Genomic DNA, 14,779 nt, shown 5'->3' on the forward strand with positions numbered 1-14,779 from the left:
CGGCCCCTTTTGTCGGGGCAGCTCACCCTATTCGCTGACCTGCAACAGAACCTTGCCGGTACTCTCGTTGCTTTCCAGGTAGGCCATGGCCTCGTCGGCCTGTCCCACCGGCCAGGTGCGGTCGATGATCGGCCTTATTTCACCGCTTTCCAGCCTTGGCCAGACATGTTCGTAAAGGGCGTCCATGACTTCGCCCTTCAGGCCTACCGGTTGTGCCCGAAGGGTGGAGCCGATCAGGCGTTGGCGTTTCATCAGCATCACCCCGGTGTCGATGTGGGCGTCGGCGCCGCCCATCCGGCCGATGAGGATAATGCGGCCTTCCATGTTGAGGCACTTCTGGTCTTCGGCGATGTAGTCACCTCCCACCGGGTCCAGCACCATGTCGGCGCCGCCCCACTCCTTCACTGCATCAGCGAAGGAGCCGTTGTGGCGGTTCCAGGTGCCATCAGCCCCCAGTTCCCGGCAGAAGGCGAGCTTGTCGTCGCCGCCGGCGGTGGCGAACACCGGGTTGCCCATGGCTGTTGCCAGCTGGATGGTGGCCGTGCCGACACCGCTGGCGGCGGCATGGACCAGCACCCGTTCTCCGGGCCTGACACCAGCAACCATGTACAGGTTCATCCAGGCGGTGGCAAAGACCTCCGGCAGGGCAGCGGCCTGTTCCAGCGTGAAGCCCCTGGGTACGGGCAGGACTTGCGCTGAGGGGACGTTGACCCGGCTGGCATAGCCGCCACCGGTAAGCAGGGCGCAGACTTCGTCACCCGGTTCCAGGTGTGACACATTCTCGCCGACGGCTGCCACGCGGCCACTTACCTCGAGGCCGAGGATCTTTGAAGCCCCGGGGGGTGGCGGGTAGGCGCCCTTGCGTTGCATCAGGTCGGCCCTGTTCATGCCTGCCCAGACCACGTCGATGGCGACCTCGTCTGGTTCCGGTGAGGGCAGGTCATCCACGTCGTTCCAGTTCAGGGACTGCTTTTCAATGGTAATGGCTTTCATGAATGTCGGCTCCGGTTTCGCGAGATGGTTACAGCCTAGCACGGTTCATGGTTGCCGGCAGGGCAAGAAAGGTTGGTTGAAACGTCCGGTTTATACCTGGTAGTCCCAAAGCGCCTGGAAGTCCATGGGCGGCATTACATCCACCACCTCAACAGCGCGAATGTTGAACTCCAGCAGATCCGTCGTGCGACGGAACCCGGTCAGGTAGGCGCTGCCCCGGGGGTCGGTAATGGCCTTCACGGCATGGCCGTTGCGCAGAAGTGGTCGGTGGGTGACCACCGCAATCTCGTTATTGGCCAGACGCACCAGCCCGCCCGGGGGAAAGGGGGTCAGTGCATTAAGCAACGCCTGGAACAGTTTGGGTCGTGTACTTTCCCGGGCGGCATCAGCGATAGCCTTGCGGGCCTGGGTGATACTGTGCCGGGGCCGGTAGCCACGACGGCTGATCAGGGCGACGTAGTGTTCCGACAGGGCCAGGATACTGGCCTCTGGCAGGATAGCGTCTCCCTCCAGGCCCTCGGGGTAGCCGCTACCATCAGAGCGCTCATGGTGCTGCATGATGATCTTCAGTAACAGGCGGTTTTCGATGCCCGCATCGTGCAGTGCCCGCGCGGCCAGCTGGGGGTGGCGGCGGATGATCGTGCGTTGCTGGTCGGTGAGGCCATGGGTGGAGGCGTTCAGGCGGTCAAGGATCGGCATCAGCGCCAGGTTGGCGGAAAGCGCGGCCGCCATCAGTACCACTCGCCGGCCTTCGTCCATGCCCAGCTCGGTCGCGGTGAAGTGGCAGACAATGGCGTAGAACAGCGATTGCTCCGTCGCGGTGGGCTCCACCGAATACAGGTGTACCAGGGCCAGGGTGGGGTCCGGCGCTTCACGGCAGATGCGGTCGATCAGCCGGGCGAAGCCGAGCAGCTTGAGGCGGGCCTCCGGGTCCCGGGCCGAGATGGCCTGGTGGGTACGCTTGAGGGTTTTCAGCAGGGCACGATAGTCGGAGAAGGGATTGCGCTCCCCTTCGGCGACGTCTTCCTGGACTTCCTCGTCCGGGTTTTCCGCCTGGCGGGGATAGAACATGCCCCGTTTGTAGAGCTGCTCCAGCTGGGCGTCCCCTTGGATAACGTAACCCTGGGCCAGCAGGACCTCACCCTGGTTATCGAACACCGGCCAGGGCAAGGGCTTGCCCACGACCAGGACGCCCGGGGCGACCCGGACCAGGCTCTGGCCGGCGTCAGCGGTCTTACTCTCCGGCATGGCTGACCACGACACCCTGGCCGGCAGTGACCATCCGCTCGCGGACGTCGTCAGGAATGGTTTTCTTGCTGGATGTGGCCGGGTCAATCATGACATAGACCACGTCTGCCGTGGCAATCGGCGACGCATCCGGATACCGCACGAAGTTCACCTCAAGGGTGAACGAGGTGTTGCCCAGGCGTTTCACGCTGATGCGGGCACAGAGTACGTCATCAAAGTGGGCGGGGGCGGACCAGTTGAGGGTCATGCTGACCACCTGCATATCCAGCCCGGCATCCAGCATGTTCTGGTAATGGCCGAATACCGCACGGATGTATTCGTTTACTGCAATGTCCACGTAGTCGGCGTAGCGGGCATTGAAGACCACTTGCTGGGCGTCGCATTCGGCATAGCGGACCCGAAAGCGGAATTCCATGGGGTTATCGCTCATAACCTCTCCTGTTGTATCGGTAAGCCCACAGTGTACTCGCCAGTAACGGTTTGTCATTAGTGACCCCGCTCGGCATGGGAAATGCCATTGACGTATGCTTCCCGGCGAGCCGATTAACCTTATCGATATTTGATATTTGTCACTGCGATAGCCGCCCCTTACCATTACGCCCTTTTTTGGTGCAGGGGCGCTCATGGGGGCACGGAACGAACGATTACGCTGGCAGTTGGCGGCCGGAGTGCTGCGGGCACTTCACCTGGAGAGCCTGGCTTCCCGGTACAGCCGCAAGACGGTGATGGCCGGGTTCAGCCTGATCAATGGCGGGGTGAGCATTGCGCTGGTGGCGTTTGTAGCCCTGGTCACCCAGGAAGCGTTTATCTTTCCCTCCCTCGGAGCCACGGCGTTTATTCTGTTTCATGTGCCCATGGCGGAGCCGGCCTCACCGCGGAACACCCTGTGCGGTCACTTTCTGGGCGCGGTGATGGGGCTGCTGAGTCTGTACGTGTTTGACTTGCAGAGTCATCCTTCGGCTTTCCTGGAAGGAGTCGATGGCGCCCGGGTCGGGGCGGCGGCCTTGTCCCTGGGGCTCACTGGCTGCCTGATGGTGCTGTTCAGGGTGCCCCATCCGCCGGCGGGTGCCACAGCGTTGATCGTGTCCCTGGGATTGATGCCGGATCCTGCCCAACTGCCCATTCTGATGGCCGGGGTGCTGATCCTGCTGGCCCATGCGTTCGTCATGAACCGCCTGTCCGGTATTCCCTATCCGCTGTGGCGCTCCCGGAGTAATGGGGTGGCTGGAGCAGCGCTGGCGAGGCCTCTGTAAGAGTCTGCGCGGCAGCCTTCAGATCCTATAATAAACCGGGCAATCAGCCACTTGGATCGAACGTGCCGGGGCTCCTTTCAGGTAAAGTGATGCGTCAGGCTTGGCCGGCGCCAGGTAGTCGTTTAAAGTCGGCTCTCCTATTGCTATCTGGACTGGTGGGAGCCTAACCCGAATTTCTCATGAGGGGATAAAAGAAAGCGGCTGAAAGTGTTAAAATTTCAGGACCTTACACCATCAATCAACACCAACAACCGCTATCCAAAATGGTACCTCAAAAACTGACCTTCTCGCCACTTTCCCGCCGCCAGATTGAAACCGACTTCTCCGGAGGCCATATCACCTCCGATGCCGGCTTGCTGTTACTGCGCGAAGTCGACAAACAACACCGGTTAACCCAACGGCTGGCCGAGACTCTGACCGACCAGCGGGATCCCCGGATGATTCGTCATGAGCTCAAGTCCCTGGTCCGGCAACGGGTCTACGGTGTGGCCGGTGGCTACGAAGATCTGAATGATCATGAAGCGCTTCGCTTTGATCAGGCACTACAAACCGCCACGGGGAATGCCTCGACTCTGGCCGGCAAGTCCACGCTTTGTCGAATGGAGCAGGCGATGGATCGGCAAACCATTGTCAAAGCGCATGAGTTGCTCTGGCACCACTTTATCGAGCAGCATGAGAAGCCGCCCAAGGAAATCGTGCTGGATTTTGACGGCACCGATATTCCGGTGCACGGCGACCAGCCGGGTAAGTTCTTTAACCGGTATTACGACCATCACTGCTACTTCCCGCTTTACGTCTTCTGCGGTAGGCACTTGCTGGTGAGCTATCTGCGCACCAGCAATCGAGGTGATGCCCGGCACAGCTGGGCCATTCTGGCGCTGCTGGTGCGATTTATTCGCGAGTATTGGCCACAGACCCGGATCGTGTTCCGGGGCGACTCCCACTTCAGCAAGCCCCGACTGCTGGCCTGGTGCGATCGCAACCAGGTGGATTACATCGTAGGCATGGCCCGCAACCAGCGGCTGGAGGCGCTTGCCGCCCCAGCCATGGACAAAGTCCGGACCTACTACGAGGCTCATGGCCATAAGCTCGCCAGCACCTTCCGCTTCCGCTACAAAGCCCGAAGCTGGCATAAGCCACGCTGGGTGGTTGCGCGCCTGGAATATGGCCCTCAAGGCCCGAACCCCCGGTTCGTTATCAGCTCCCGCTACGATGACGGATTCAAGCTCTACTACGAACAGTATTGCGCACGGGGTGATATGGAGAACCGGATCAAGGATCAACAACTGGATCTGTTTGCCGGTCGCACCTCCAGCACACACTGGTGGACCAACCAGTGGCGGCTGATCTTATCCGGCTTCGCCTACACCCTGTTCGAGCGTTTGCGGGTGCATCTGAAAAACACGCCCTTCGAACGTATGAGTGCCGGCACCTTGCGCTTGAAGCTGATCAAGGTTGGCGCAGTCATCATCCGCAACACCCGCCGAATACGGGTGTTGATGAGTGATAGCTATCCACACAAGAACGATCTCTCAGCACTGGTTCAGCGCTTGGTGCCCCAGTAGATAATCGGGCTCCCCCGGCCCGATACCAATGGGGGAAAGGGGGAGTTGTGCCTGAATGCCGGAAACTGGCTAAATAATCGCCAACTTCGACCATGACCACTCGGATCTGGCACTACCAGGCTTGGTCTGCGAAGGTTGTTGGAGCACTATGAGAAATCCGGGCTAAACCGACATGAATGCTGAACAGCCCAAATAGCTCGAAGATGACCCCTGGTCTGCCGCCGATAACCTGCGGGCGAACTCCGATCTCAAGTCCCGCGAATGCGCCACGCCGGTACTCGGCCTGATCTTCCTGAAATTCGCCGATGACATATACAAAACGTGCCGAGTCGGACATCAGCAGAGAGTTCGCGGAATTCGGAGGTACCCGGCACGAAAGATCAAGCAGGCCATGGAAGCCATCGAGGAATACAAACCCGAGCTGGATGGCATCCTGCCCAAGGACGAATACTTTGCCCTTACCCGCACCAGCAACACCCTGCTTGTGGAACTGCTCAAGAACTTTTCCCGTATTCCCGCCGATGCCAATGGCGACATCTTTGGCAAAATCTACGAGTTCTTCCTGGCTGGAATTTCCGGCCTTACTGGATTTTCCCGCTGCACAGCTTCAATGTGTTGGATTGCTATACCGCGAAGCCGGAAGAGCTGAACGAGTGTGACAACGTCTTCGAGCTGGTAGTAGAGTTTGCGGCTAGTGGCCGGAAGTGGGTTGCGTGACGTTGAGTCATACGGGTGGCGCCAATAATGCAGGCAGGTACGCCAGGGCCTGCAGGGCTGCAAGCAGGGCGGTCACCATGCCAAAGTAAATCATATCTGTGAGTCGGTAGTAGCGATCGGGTATCAGGCGGATGCGTGCGATCAGAAAAACGACCATGGTGACCGCCAGCAGTGCGGAGAGCCAGGGTTGCATGAGTAGGTCGAAAAGGACGGAGCCCACGCCTTTGCCTGATGGCCCATTCGGTCGTGCAGAAAGGAAGGCTTCACGTTGGAAAGGGAACGCGAGCAGCGCCAGTGAGAAAATAACCGCCGATATTCGGACTAACCAGATCAGGCCACGGCCAATGGCCCTTGTAATGGGGAATGCCACTACCATAACCGATTCTCCTGCAGCTTAATGCGGCATCAGGCGCGCGCGCCCGCGAACATTGGTCGATGCAAGCTGGCCACCTTTAACCTTGATATCCTTGCGCTGGATAACTTCCTCGACGCGCCCCTGGTCATCGATAAGAGAGATCGTAATGTCCGCCTTACCGGAAACCAGTACGGTTCCGCTAACCTGAATATCGAACGATTTTCCGGATACGTTATCGACCGAGAATGCCTGGAACTCTTCCGGGCTCAGATTGATTGGGGCTGTGGTGATAGTCCCGTAGACCAGAGTGCTGTTGTCTCCGCCTACTGAAAAACTTTCCGCAACCCCATAGGTGCGCAGTGGTTGGTTCGGAGCTGCGTTGACTTGAATGTAAGAAGCGGAAAAGGCGTTAAGGCCCAATCCTGTCCTGGGGATACCGACGGCGATACCGTCAAGCTTTACGACAACGTCCATATGTCTCTCCTTGAGGTTCCTGATGGGGAGTGTATTGAGCCTCCCTAGGTAGTCAAGGATGCTTCTCTCACTCCCGCGCGCTGTCCTTCTCAGAACGGGTATCCGCCACGTTGAAGGTCTTCTGCAGCCGATCTGCAATACCGGCCTTTTCCCCACTGCGATCCAGTTGCTCCAGAGCGTTCGCCAGCGGTTCTGCCAGCTTGGCGTGGCGGCGATGAAGGTAGTGGTAGAGGGTGAAGCGGGTGACCGGTTCCGGGAGGATGTAAAGATGGTCCCAGCGCTCGTTTTGCAGGGGGGAGATGCCCTCAATGCTTGATACCAGCGCCAGGTCAACCCGGCCCCAGTCGAGCATGGCCTGCATCTGCTGGTAGCTGTCGGCGTGGACCGGGATCATGTTCAGGTCGTCGGCAGTCTGTTCAGCGATCAGTACGCCCCTGCGCACTGCCACCCTGGGTCTCCAGTCCCCTTTGCCTGCCAGCAGGCGGTTGTCAGGGAATTTCGACACAGCATGAAGCTTGCCTTCCAGCAGGGGGTAGGGCACGCGGATCAGGTTTGGGTAGCGGTCGGCGACTTCGGCAATACGGAAAAGATCACCATCCAACTGACCGATACTGGCCATCATAAGGGCCCGCCGGGAGGGCACTTCCCGGGCGGTCACATCAATTCCGAGGTCGTCATAGGCGGCGCTGAGCAATTGCACAGCCAGCGTGGTGCTGGGCAGGTCCGCAATGCTGGCGAAGCGCAACTCACCCGGTGGATCAGCTGATTCAGCAAGGGCTGCCCCTGGGCTGGCAACCAGCAGTGACAGGATGATGCTTTTCGCCCACATGGTCGTCTGCCAAAAAATAATGGGAATACGTCTTAACAGCGTAGACGGCCAGGCCGGGAATTTCCGTTTGGATTTGTAAACTTCACGACATTTCGGGGTTAACCGGTCGGGTGCGGGTGTAGAGGAAAAGCCTCATGCCCAGCAGAAGGGCAGCGGTAGCCAGCCCCGCAGTGATGCCCACCCAGAAGCCCGGCGCTCCCATAGCGGCAACCAGTGTATCGGTAAAGGTCAGCACATAACCCAGGGGCATGCCCACGCCCCAGAAGGAGAACAGCATGATGAACATGGGGATGCGGGTGTCCTTGTAACCCCGCAGGGCGCTGATGCAACTGACCTGGATGACGTCGGCTATCTGGAAGACAGCGGCAAATTTCAGGAGCAGGGTTGTTACCGCCTGTACCTCCGGATCTCCGGTATACAGACGGGAAATGGGGCCGGCAAACAGGAACAGGGTAACAGCAAATACCAGCGCCGTGGCGGAGGCCAGAAGCAGGGAACTACGGGACAGCAGGTGGGCCGTATTCGGGGTGCTGGCGCCCACCAGAAACGCAACCCGCAGGGTCAGCGCCATGCCGATGCTCAGGGGCAGCATGAACAGCAGTGAGGTAACGTTGAGTGCAATCTGGTGGCCGGCTACCACCACCGGTCCCAGTGGCGCCAGGAACAGGGCGATCACCGAGAACATGCTGGCTTCGACAAAGATCGTGAAGCCAATGGGCAGGCCGATGCGCAGGATGTAACGGATGTTTTCCGGATCTGGTTTCACCCAGTCGGCAATCAGGTGGAAGTGTTTGTAGATGGGGCTGCGGTTCAGGTAGAACACCATGGCAACGGCGGCAATGGCATTGGAGATAGCCGTGGCCCAGCCACAGCCGATGCCGCCCATTTCCGGCAGGCCGAACTTGCCGTAGATCAGCGCCCAGTTCAGGGGCAGGTTGATCAGCGTACCCAGCACCGAGAACGCCATGATCACCCGGGTGTGGCCCAGGCCGTCGGTGAGACCCCGCAGCGCAACCATCAACAGCATGAAGGGGATACCCCACGCAAAGGCGTCCAGGTAACCTTCAGCAATATCGGAGGTCTGCGCGTCGAGGTTCAGCATATTGAACACAGGGCGCACGTTGACCACCAGCAGGATCATGATCGCCGAGCTGATCGCACCGATATATAAGCCCTGCCAGGTGGCGGGCATGATCTTCTGCACCGCGCGGGCGCCGTTGTAGCCGGAAATGATGGGTTGCAGCGCCCCCAGCAGACCCATGAAGAACAAGAACAGGGGCATCCAGATGCTGCTGCCAATGCCTACCGCCGCCAGGTCCTCGGCGCTGGCATGGCCGGCCATCACCGTATCGATAACGCCATTGGCCATCTGGGCAATCTGCGCCACCAGGATGGGCCCGCCAAGCAGGGCGAGCGTGCGCCATTCGCCCAGAATACGGGGAATCAGTGGTGCCCGGGTATCGGGGACTGGCTGGTTTTCGTGGTCGAGCATGGTGTAGCGGATTATCCGGCAGGTCGGGAAAGCGCCCTACTATACACCTTCAGACGGCAGGTGTGGTCGGCCGGGAGTATTCGTTAAGCCTGCATTCCTGTAACTCCGGGGCAGGGTTCGATGACGTCAGTCGGGTAAGGTACAGGCGAGGGCCGTGACATCCTGTTTCAGGCTGGCGGTATTTTGCTGCAGGGTTTGCCAGTGTCGCTCGTCGGCGGCCTGGAGCAAGTCGTGAGCCAGCTGCGTAAGGTCGTGGGTGTTGGTTTCCAGCATGTTCCTGTAGGCCTCGCCCTGGTAGTCCGGAGCATTCAGGATCAGGTCCCGCAGGCGGGCGTCGAAGTCTGGCTGGTTGCGGTCTTCAAGCATCCCGGCCAGTGCCTTTTGCCAGCGCCCCCGCCCTTCCAGCCAGGTCCGAGTCTGCTCCTGGCGGCCTGCTGTCCAGTCTTTGATAATGGCTTGCTGGCGCTCATTGAGTGTGCCAAGCCAGCGTTCGGCGCGCTCAGTGACCCGCTCAGCGGATTTTTCCCGGCTGCCTGCCCCCAGGTACTCCTGCTTTCGCTCCTCCTGTTCACGGTCCATATTGCTTTTGAGCTCGGTCACCTGCTCGTCACTCAGGCCAGTCAGTACTCTGGTGGCCATGGGTACGATCCGTGTGGCCAGGGGCTCGGCAAAGTCGGCCACCTGCTGGCGATGGAACTCGATACGCTCCGGTGGCAGCTCGCCATTAGCCATTTCCTGGCGCAGCTCGCCCAGCCAGGCGGAGTAACGGGGTAACTCCGTCTCACAGTGCCAGGCTTTGAGTACCTCAAGGTCGTTCCGTAGCGCCGACTTCTGGTCACCCGTCAGGGTGACATAGTCGTCCACCCACCAGAGCACACCCTGGTCGGCGAAACGGTAGGCCAGCCGGGTGGAGCTGCAGGCGCCCAGCACAACTGCAACCAGCACAATGCAGGAAATACGGAGAACGTGAACGGGGATAATGGCTTGCACTGGCGGACGTCCTTTCGAAATTTCGCTACCCTGTGGATTCCCGGGAGCTGAGCGAGTTCCGCCAGGGAGCCCCCAGGTTGGAATGCGACAGGTGTTCTGGCCATGGTAATTCAGGTGTACCCAGAAGATTGTACGGCCCGGTCGGGCTGATGGATGCTTACAACAGCAGGAGATGAAGTTTGGCCAACCAACCTTCCATGAAAGTTCAGCAGCTGGTTTTTGCATTTTACATGTCCGGACTCATGTCCTTGCTGATGTCCGGCGTGATAACGGCCATTAACACAGGGTTGTCGTCAGGGTTCGTGCAGCGGTGGCTGCCGGCCTGGGTCGTTGCCTGGGCGGTGGCATTTCCGCTGGTGGTGCTGGTAGCTCCCCTCGCACGGAAAATGACGGATGCGACCATCCGGGCCCTGTCCCGGCTTCGAGGCCGGGGCGCCCAGTGAGGCTGGCCCTGCTGGCGGTCCTTATGCTGCTGGCAATCAGGTTTCATAAACGGCCCACGGTTATTATCGAAAGTACGAGTTGTCATTTTTATGACATAAGCAGGCTGTTGTGTGCTGCCTGCAGGAATAAGCGTCAAAAAATGTCAAACCATTCGCATCCGTTTTCGTGTCCTCCCCGTAAATCGCTCTGACGCATAGTTCATGGAATGAAACTATGCAGGTTCGAACCACTTTTTTCAGGTCTTCAATAATATCTGCACGATGAGGAGCAGAGCTATGAACCGTTTTGTGGTTTTACCGATGGTGGTTGCGGGAGCGGTGGCGCTCTCGGGTTGCTTTGATGGGGACTCCGACAGTTCCGATGACGTGGTTCGTTCGGAGGTGAGGATTATCCATGCCTCACCGGATGCACCGCCCGTTAATATCCTGGTCAATGGCGACGCGGCCGTTGAAGGGGCTGATTATAAGCAGGCTGCCGTGCTGACGCCGGAAGTGGGCAGTTACGAGATTGCGGTTGAGGGTATTGTGCCCGGAGGAAATGCAACGGTCATAGGGCCGGCGGATTTTACCTTTGAAGAGAACGTTCGCTACAACGTCGTGGCGGTAAATACCGTGGCGAATATCGATGCGGTTGTCTTCCAGGATGAGCCAGGCTTCAGTTCCAGTGACGAGGTGCGGGTTCGCATCGGCCACCTTGCGCCCAATGCGCCCAATGTCGATATCTATGTCACCGCTGCGGGCGAAGGTAATGACCTGTCTGCGATAGCCCCGCTGCTTTCAGACGTGGCCTTTGAAACCGTGGCCGAGCCCCTGGAAGTCCCTGCCGGTGACTACCGTATCCAGATAACCGCAGCCGGAGCCTCGACAGCGGTGTTCGACAGCGGTGATGTGGCTTTGATGGCCGGCGCTGACCTGTTCGTGGGTGCGGTGCAGAACACCGGGGCCAACTTCTCTGTGGATGGTGCCAGCCCGGTGAGTCTGATCGTGGTGAATGGTGCTGAGGTTGCCGAGATCTATGATGCGGACCAGGGCGCCGGCGTGCGGGTGGTGCATGCATCAGGCGATGCGCCGGCTGTGGATGTGCTGGTGGATGATCAGCCTGCGCTGACCAACATTACCTTTGGCGAGGCATCACCTTCGCCTGCACTTGATGAGTACGCTGTCCTGCCCGGTGGCGACTATAACGTCAAGGTGGCCGCCAATGGGAACAACGCTATCGTAGCGATCGATACTGACCTGAGTCTGACCAGCGGGCAGGGCTACTCGGTCCTCGCTGTAGGCCTGCTGAATAGCGACCCTGCCATTGAGGCGCTGGTTCTGGAAGACAGTGTTCGCAGCATTGCCACCCAGGCAACCCTGCGCGTGGTTCATGCTTCTACCCAGGCGGGTAATGTCAATATCTACCTGCTGCCTGAGAGCGAGACGGATATTGGTAACGCCGAGCCGGCCCTGGCGGATGTGCCCTATAAGGCGGTGACCGATTACCTGGCCATTCCTGAGGGAACCTACAACCTGCGGGTAACGGACCTGGATGGTAACGTTGCCATCAGCACCGACGGTGTTGCCATGACCAACGGCGGTGTTTACACGGTGGTTGCCCGGGATGGTCGAGAAACATCCGAATCGGCGCTGACCGATTTTGGCCTGATCCTGCTGGATGACCTGGCCGTTTTTTAATCCAACACGAAGCAGATATGCCCGCAGGAACCCGGGCATATCTGCTTGCATGCCTACTCCATCAACGCCGCAGACTTCACCAGAGCCACGACGGAATCCCCAGGCGCCAGCCCCAGTTCTACAACCGACTGTAGGGTGATCCGTGACAGCAGCAGCTGGCCGTCTGCCAGCCGGCAGCTGATTGTGCAGCGGTGCTCATCGCTTTGTTCGATGCGTTCGACCCTCACCGGCATCATATTGCGGATACTGATACCTTGCGGTTGGGTCAGGGCCAGGCTGACATCGCTTGCGAGAATGCGCAGCCGGTGCAGGCTGGTATGGTGGCTGGACTGACCGCTGACCTGGAGAACTACCGAAGGCCGACTGTTGCCACCCCGGGTGACGAATTGCCATTGCCCTTCGCCAGTCTCCCGGAGATCCCCCTGCAATACGGCCGCCGGCCCCTCGTCGCTGAACAGGGGGGACTCCGGGCGTGTCAGTGCTTCCCTCAAGGGCTCCACGCGCTCGATGCGACCCTGTTCCATAAAGGCCACCTGATCGGCCAGTTGCTCCACCTCCCGCGCGGAGTGGGTCACCAGCAGCATGGGCACGCCGGTAGTGGTCGACAGCCCGGACAGAAAGGGCAGGATCTCCCGCTTGGCGGTTGTGTCCAGCGCCGACAGGGGCTCGTCCAGCATCATCAGTTGCGGGCTGGTGAGCAGGGCACGACCGAGGGCGACCCGCTGGCGCTGGCCCCCGGACAGGGTGTGAACCGGTTGTTGCAACAAATCATCCAGGGCCAGCAGGGGGCGAACCGTTTCCGGGTGGAGGCGCCGTTGGCCTTCCGTCGTTCGGCGATAGCCATACAGCAGGTTTGCTTCCACGGACAGGTGAGGCAGGAGGCTGGGCTCCTGGAACACCAGGCCCAGTCGGCGCCGGTTTACCGGCACCCTGCGGCGGCCCGCCTGCCATACTTCGCCATTGAACGAGACGTCGACATCCCGCAGTTTCTCAAGCCCCGCGATGATCCGAAGCAGGGTGGTTTTGCCACAGCCGGAACGGCCGAACAGGGCGGTAATGCCGTTGCTGGGCAGGGTATCGTTAATGGTGAGCGAGAAGTCTCCCCGCTGCACTCGGGCCCGAACCTGCAGCGTCATGGCCGCACCCCGTCGAAGCGCCGGTTGAAGCTGTACACCGCCACCAGCACTACAAAGGCAAAGATCAGCAGTCCCAGGGACAGCCGGTGTGCCGCAGCGTAGTCCATGGCCTCGGCGTAGTCATAGATCAGCACGGACAGCACCTGGGTCTCACCGGGAATGCTCCCGCCGAGCATCAGGATGACGCCGAATTCCCCCAGGGTGTGGGCGAAGGTCAGGGTGGCGGCCACGATGAAGCCGCCCCTGCACAAGGGCAGGATCACGGTGAACAGGCGGTCCAGCGGGCCCGCACCCAGAGAGGCGGCCACCTCCACCGGTCGGGTGCCGAGATGACGGAAGGCTTCCACCAACGGCTGAACCGCAAAGGGCAGGGAATAGATGACCGATGCCACCAGGATGCCCTCGAAACTGAAGGCCAGGTGGGTCAGCCCCATGGCCTCCAGGGCCTGGCCTACCGGTCCCCTGGGCCCGAGGGCAATAAGAAGGTAGAAACCCAGCACCGTTGGCGGCAGTACCAGCGGCAGGGCCACCAGCGCCTGTACCACGGTTCGCGAGGGCGATTGCCGGTGGGCGAGCCACCAGGCCAGGGGCGTTGCAAGCACCAGCAATATGGCCGTCGTCAGGGCGCAGAGCTTCAGGGTAACTGCGATGGCCTGCCAGTCCTGGGGAGAAAGCTCGGGCATCGGCGCTCAGTCCGTATCCGGGGATTCGAAACCGTACTGACGGAGAACGGTCCGTGCCGCTTCCGATTGCATGAAGGCATGAAACTCCCTGGCACCGGGATTGTCCTCACCCTGGCGGGTGACCACCATGGCCATGGCCAGCGGGCTGTGAAGACGCTGGTCGACAAGGGTAAAGGGACGCCCCTCCAACTCAGGAGCGAAGGTCAGCGACCAGGCGATCAGGCCGGCCTCTGCTGCCCCGGACTCCACCATGGCAGCTGTCTGGCCGATGTTCTCGCCATAGACGAGTTTCGGCTCGACAGCTTGCCAGAGGCCCAGCGCCTGGAGCGCCTCCCGTGCACGCTGACCGTAAGGGGCATGGCGGGGCTGGGCAATGGCGACACGTTGGATATTGTCGTCGGCGAGGTCTTCCGGGGACATGGTTCCCATTTCAGGGTTGGCGGGCCAGACAACCAGCCTTCCAACCCCGTACACCACCGGCTCGCCTGCCACAGCGCCCTGATCGCTCAGTTGCCGGGGATAGCCGGTGTCGGCGGACAGGAAGACATCGTAGGGTGCACCGTTGAGGATCTGGGTAGCCAGTTTGCCAGAGGCCCCGTAGATAACCCGCAGGCTGATGCCGGGTGCCTGTTGAAGGAAAGCAGTCTCCAGCGCAGGCATGGCCTGGCGCAGGCTGGAAGCGGCGGCAATGGTCAGGGCATGGGCCTGGCCAGCGGTGAGCAACAGGAGGCAACAGAGCAGGGCGATACGCATGGGCCGGGTGGATCTCCTTGATTTGGCCCAGACTACCGTATTTAACGGTTGGTTCAAACAACCCCACCGGGGGAGCTGTTTGGTCTGTCCCGTCACTTTTTGCCTGGCAGGAGGCGAGCAACGCTTCCATCGCCGCCAGGCCCAGGCCCTCTACCCGCTCAATGTTTCGCG

16 protein-coding genes are annotated in these 14,779 nt (G+C 60.3%); 5 read left to right on the plus strand and 11 right to left on the minus strand.

The genetic code is table 11. The features are described from left to right. Positions 1 to 27: 27 nt before the first annotated feature. The 3 genes from LJ360_RS00945 to LJ360_RS00955 all read right to left on the minus strand — a co-directional run bounded on the left by LJ360_RS00945 (position 28) and on the right by LJ360_RS00955 (position 2,671). The gene (locus tag LJ360_RS00945; protein WP_264994975.1) at positions 28 to 993 is read right to left on the minus strand and encodes an NAD(P)H-quinone oxidoreductase; all 966 of its coding nucleotides are present in this window, start codon (positions 991 to 993) and stop codon (positions 28 to 30) included. Positions 994 to 1,083: 90 nt separating this feature from the next. Next, the gene (locus tag LJ360_RS00950; RefSeq protein ID WP_264994976.1) at positions 1,084 to 2,241 is read right to left on the minus strand and encodes an HD-GYP domain-containing protein; all 1,158 of its coding nucleotides are present in this window, start codon (positions 2,239 to 2,241) and stop codon (positions 1,084 to 1,086) included. After that, positions 2,228 to 2,671 carry an acyl-CoA thioesterase gene (locus LJ360_RS00955; protein WP_091851653.1) on the minus strand — a complete coding sequence of 148 codons (444 nt, stop codon included), beginning with the start codon at positions 2,669 to 2,671 and terminating at the stop codon, positions 2,228 to 2,230. Before LJ360_RS00955 ends, LJ360_RS00950 begins: the two co-directional genes overlap by 14 nt. 193 nt (positions 2,672 to 2,864) lie before the next feature. Between LJ360_RS00955 and LJ360_RS00960 the strand changes: the two genes are divergently transcribed. The 3 genes from LJ360_RS00960 to LJ360_RS00970 all read left to right on the plus strand — a co-directional run bounded on the left by LJ360_RS00960 (position 2,865) and on the right by LJ360_RS00970 (position 5,708). Continuing rightward, positions 2,865 to 3,494, plus strand: a complete 630-nt coding sequence (locus tag LJ360_RS00960; protein ID WP_264994977.1) for an HPP family protein — start codon at positions 2,865 to 2,867, stop codon at positions 3,492 to 3,494. A gap of 263 nt (positions 3,495 to 3,757) precedes the next feature. Beyond that, positions 3,758 to 5,059 carry an IS1380-like element ISMaq3 family transposase gene (locus LJ360_RS00965; protein WP_011784498.1) on the plus strand — a complete coding sequence of 434 codons (1,302 nt, stop codon included), beginning with the start codon at positions 3,758 to 3,760 and terminating at the stop codon, positions 5,057 to 5,059. A gap of 391 nt (positions 5,060 to 5,450) precedes the next feature. Further along, positions 5,451 to 5,708 (plus strand): type I restriction-modification system subunit M, encoded by a 258-nt coding sequence (locus LJ360_RS00970; RefSeq protein ID WP_091851647.1) that lies wholly within the window; start codon positions 5,451 to 5,453, stop codon positions 5,706 to 5,708. A 75-nt stretch (positions 5,709 to 5,783) separates the two neighbouring features. On the opposite strand, the gene LJ360_RS00975 is transcribed toward LJ360_RS00970, so the two are convergent. From LJ360_RS00975 to LJ360_RS00995, 5 genes are all read right to left on the minus strand, one after another. Then, entirely contained in the window at positions 5,784 to 6,152 is a 369-nt protein-coding gene (locus LJ360_RS00975) for a hypothetical protein (RefSeq protein WP_091851644.1), read from the minus strand. An 18-nt stretch (positions 6,153 to 6,170) separates the two neighbouring features. Then, positions 6,171 to 6,605 (minus strand): hypothetical protein, encoded by a 435-nt coding sequence (locus tag LJ360_RS00980; protein ID WP_091851641.1) that lies wholly within the window; start codon positions 6,603 to 6,605, stop codon positions 6,171 to 6,173. Between the two features lie 67 nt (positions 6,606 to 6,672). Further along, positions 6,673 to 7,434, minus strand: coding sequence for a hypothetical protein (locus LJ360_RS00985; protein WP_091851638.1), 762 nt, complete (start codon positions 7,432 to 7,434; stop codon positions 6,673 to 6,675). Positions 7,435 to 7,516: 82 nt separating this feature from the next. Further along, positions 7,517 to 8,926 (minus strand): MATE family efflux transporter, encoded by a 1,410-nt coding sequence (locus LJ360_RS00990; protein WP_264994978.1) that lies wholly within the window; start codon positions 8,924 to 8,926, stop codon positions 7,517 to 7,519. 126 nt (positions 8,927 to 9,052) lie between these two features. After that, positions 9,053 to 9,916 (minus strand): DUF6279 family lipoprotein, encoded by an 864-nt coding sequence (locus LJ360_RS00995; RefSeq protein WP_264994979.1) that lies wholly within the window; start codon positions 9,914 to 9,916, stop codon positions 9,053 to 9,055. A gap of 179 nt (positions 9,917 to 10,095) precedes the next feature. On the opposite strand from LJ360_RS00995, the gene LJ360_RS01000 reads away from it, so the two are divergent. Together LJ360_RS01000 and LJ360_RS01005 are read left to right on the plus strand one after the other, a co-directional pair. Further along, positions 10,096 to 10,359, plus strand: coding sequence for a DUF2798 domain-containing protein (locus tag LJ360_RS01000; protein ID WP_245742576.1), 264 nt, complete (start codon positions 10,096 to 10,098; stop codon positions 10,357 to 10,359). A gap of 276 nt (positions 10,360 to 10,635) precedes the next feature. Beyond that, positions 10,636 to 12,036, plus strand: coding sequence for a DUF4397 domain-containing protein (locus LJ360_RS01005; protein WP_264994980.1), 1,401 nt, complete (start codon positions 10,636 to 10,638; stop codon positions 12,034 to 12,036). 53 nt (positions 12,037 to 12,089) lie between these two features. Here LJ360_RS01005 and modC read toward each other — a convergent pair whose 3' ends face one another. The 3 genes from modC to modA are packed head-to-tail and all read right to left on the minus strand — an operon-like array spanning position 12,090 to position 14,608. Beyond that, the gene (modC, locus tag LJ360_RS01010) at positions 12,090 to 13,172 is read right to left on the minus strand and encodes a molybdenum ABC transporter ATP-binding protein (protein WP_264994981.1); all 1,083 of its coding nucleotides are present in this window, start codon (positions 13,170 to 13,172) and stop codon (positions 12,090 to 12,092) included. Beyond that, positions 13,169 to 13,855 (minus strand): molybdate ABC transporter permease subunit, encoded by a 687-nt coding sequence (modB, locus tag LJ360_RS01015; protein WP_264994982.1) that lies wholly within the window; start codon positions 13,853 to 13,855, stop codon positions 13,169 to 13,171. The genes modC and modB overlap by 4 nt, the downstream gene beginning before the upstream one ends. A gap of 6 nt (positions 13,856 to 13,861) precedes the next feature. After that, positions 13,862 to 14,608, minus strand: a complete 747-nt coding sequence (gene modA / locus LJ360_RS01020; protein ID WP_320108779.1) for a molybdate ABC transporter substrate-binding protein — start codon at positions 14,606 to 14,608, stop codon at positions 13,862 to 13,864. Positions 14,609 to 14,779: the final 171 nt, after the last annotated feature.

The sequence above is a fragment of the Marinobacter sp. AN1 genome (assembly GCF_026013985.1).
GTDB classification, from domain to species: domain Bacteria; phylum Pseudomonadota; class Gammaproteobacteria; order Pseudomonadales; family Oleiphilaceae; genus Marinobacter; species Marinobacter segnicrescens.

Coding starts and splice junctions, on each gene's coding strand:
- LJ360_RS00950 (WP_264994976.1), bottom strand. CDS start 2,241: ATGCCGGAGAGTAAGACCGCTGACGCCGGCCAGAGCCTGGTCCGGGTC.
- LJ360_RS00990 (WP_264994978.1), bottom strand. CDS start 8,926: ATGCTCGACCACGAAAACCAGCCAGTCCCCGATACCCGGGCACCACTG.
- LJ360_RS00985 (WP_091851638.1), bottom strand. CDS start 7,434: ATGTGGGCGAAAAGCATCATCCTGTCACTGCTGGTTGCCAGCCCAGGG.
- LJ360_RS00955 (WP_091851653.1), bottom strand. CDS start 2,671: ATGAGCGATAACCCCATGGAATTCCGCTTTCGGGTCCGCTATGCCGAA.
- modB (WP_264994982.1), bottom strand. CDS start 13,855: ATGCCCGAGCTTTCTCCCCAGGACTGGCAGGCCATCGCAGTTACCCTG.
- LJ360_RS00960 (WP_264994977.1), top strand. CDS start 2,865: ATGGGGGCACGGAACGAACGATTACGCTGGCAGTTGGCGGCCGGAGTG.
- LJ360_RS00945 (WP_264994975.1), bottom strand. CDS start 993: ATGAAAGCCATTACCATTGAAAAGCAGTCCCTGAACTGGAACGACGTG.
- LJ360_RS00965 (WP_011784498.1), top strand. CDS start 3,758: ATGGTACCTCAAAAACTGACCTTCTCGCCACTTTCCCGCCGCCAGATT.
- LJ360_RS01005 (WP_264994980.1), top strand. CDS start 10,636: ATGAACCGTTTTGTGGTTTTACCGATGGTGGTTGCGGGAGCGGTGGCG.
- LJ360_RS00980 (WP_091851641.1), bottom strand. CDS start 6,605: ATGGACGTTGTCGTAAAGCTTGACGGTATCGCCGTCGGTATCCCCAGG.
- modA (WP_320108779.1), bottom strand. CDS start 14,608: ATGCGTATCGCCCTGCTCTGTTGCCTCCTGTTGCTCACCGCTGGCCAG.
- LJ360_RS00975 (WP_091851644.1), bottom strand. CDS start 6,152: ATGGTAGTGGCATTCCCCATTACAAGGGCCATTGGCCGTGGCCTGATC.
- LJ360_RS00970 (WP_091851647.1), top strand. CDS start 5,451: ATGGAAGCCATCGAGGAATACAAACCCGAGCTGGATGGCATCCTGCCC.
- modC (WP_264994981.1), bottom strand. CDS start 13,172: ATGACGCTGCAGGTTCGGGCCCGAGTGCAGCGGGGAGACTTCTCGCTC.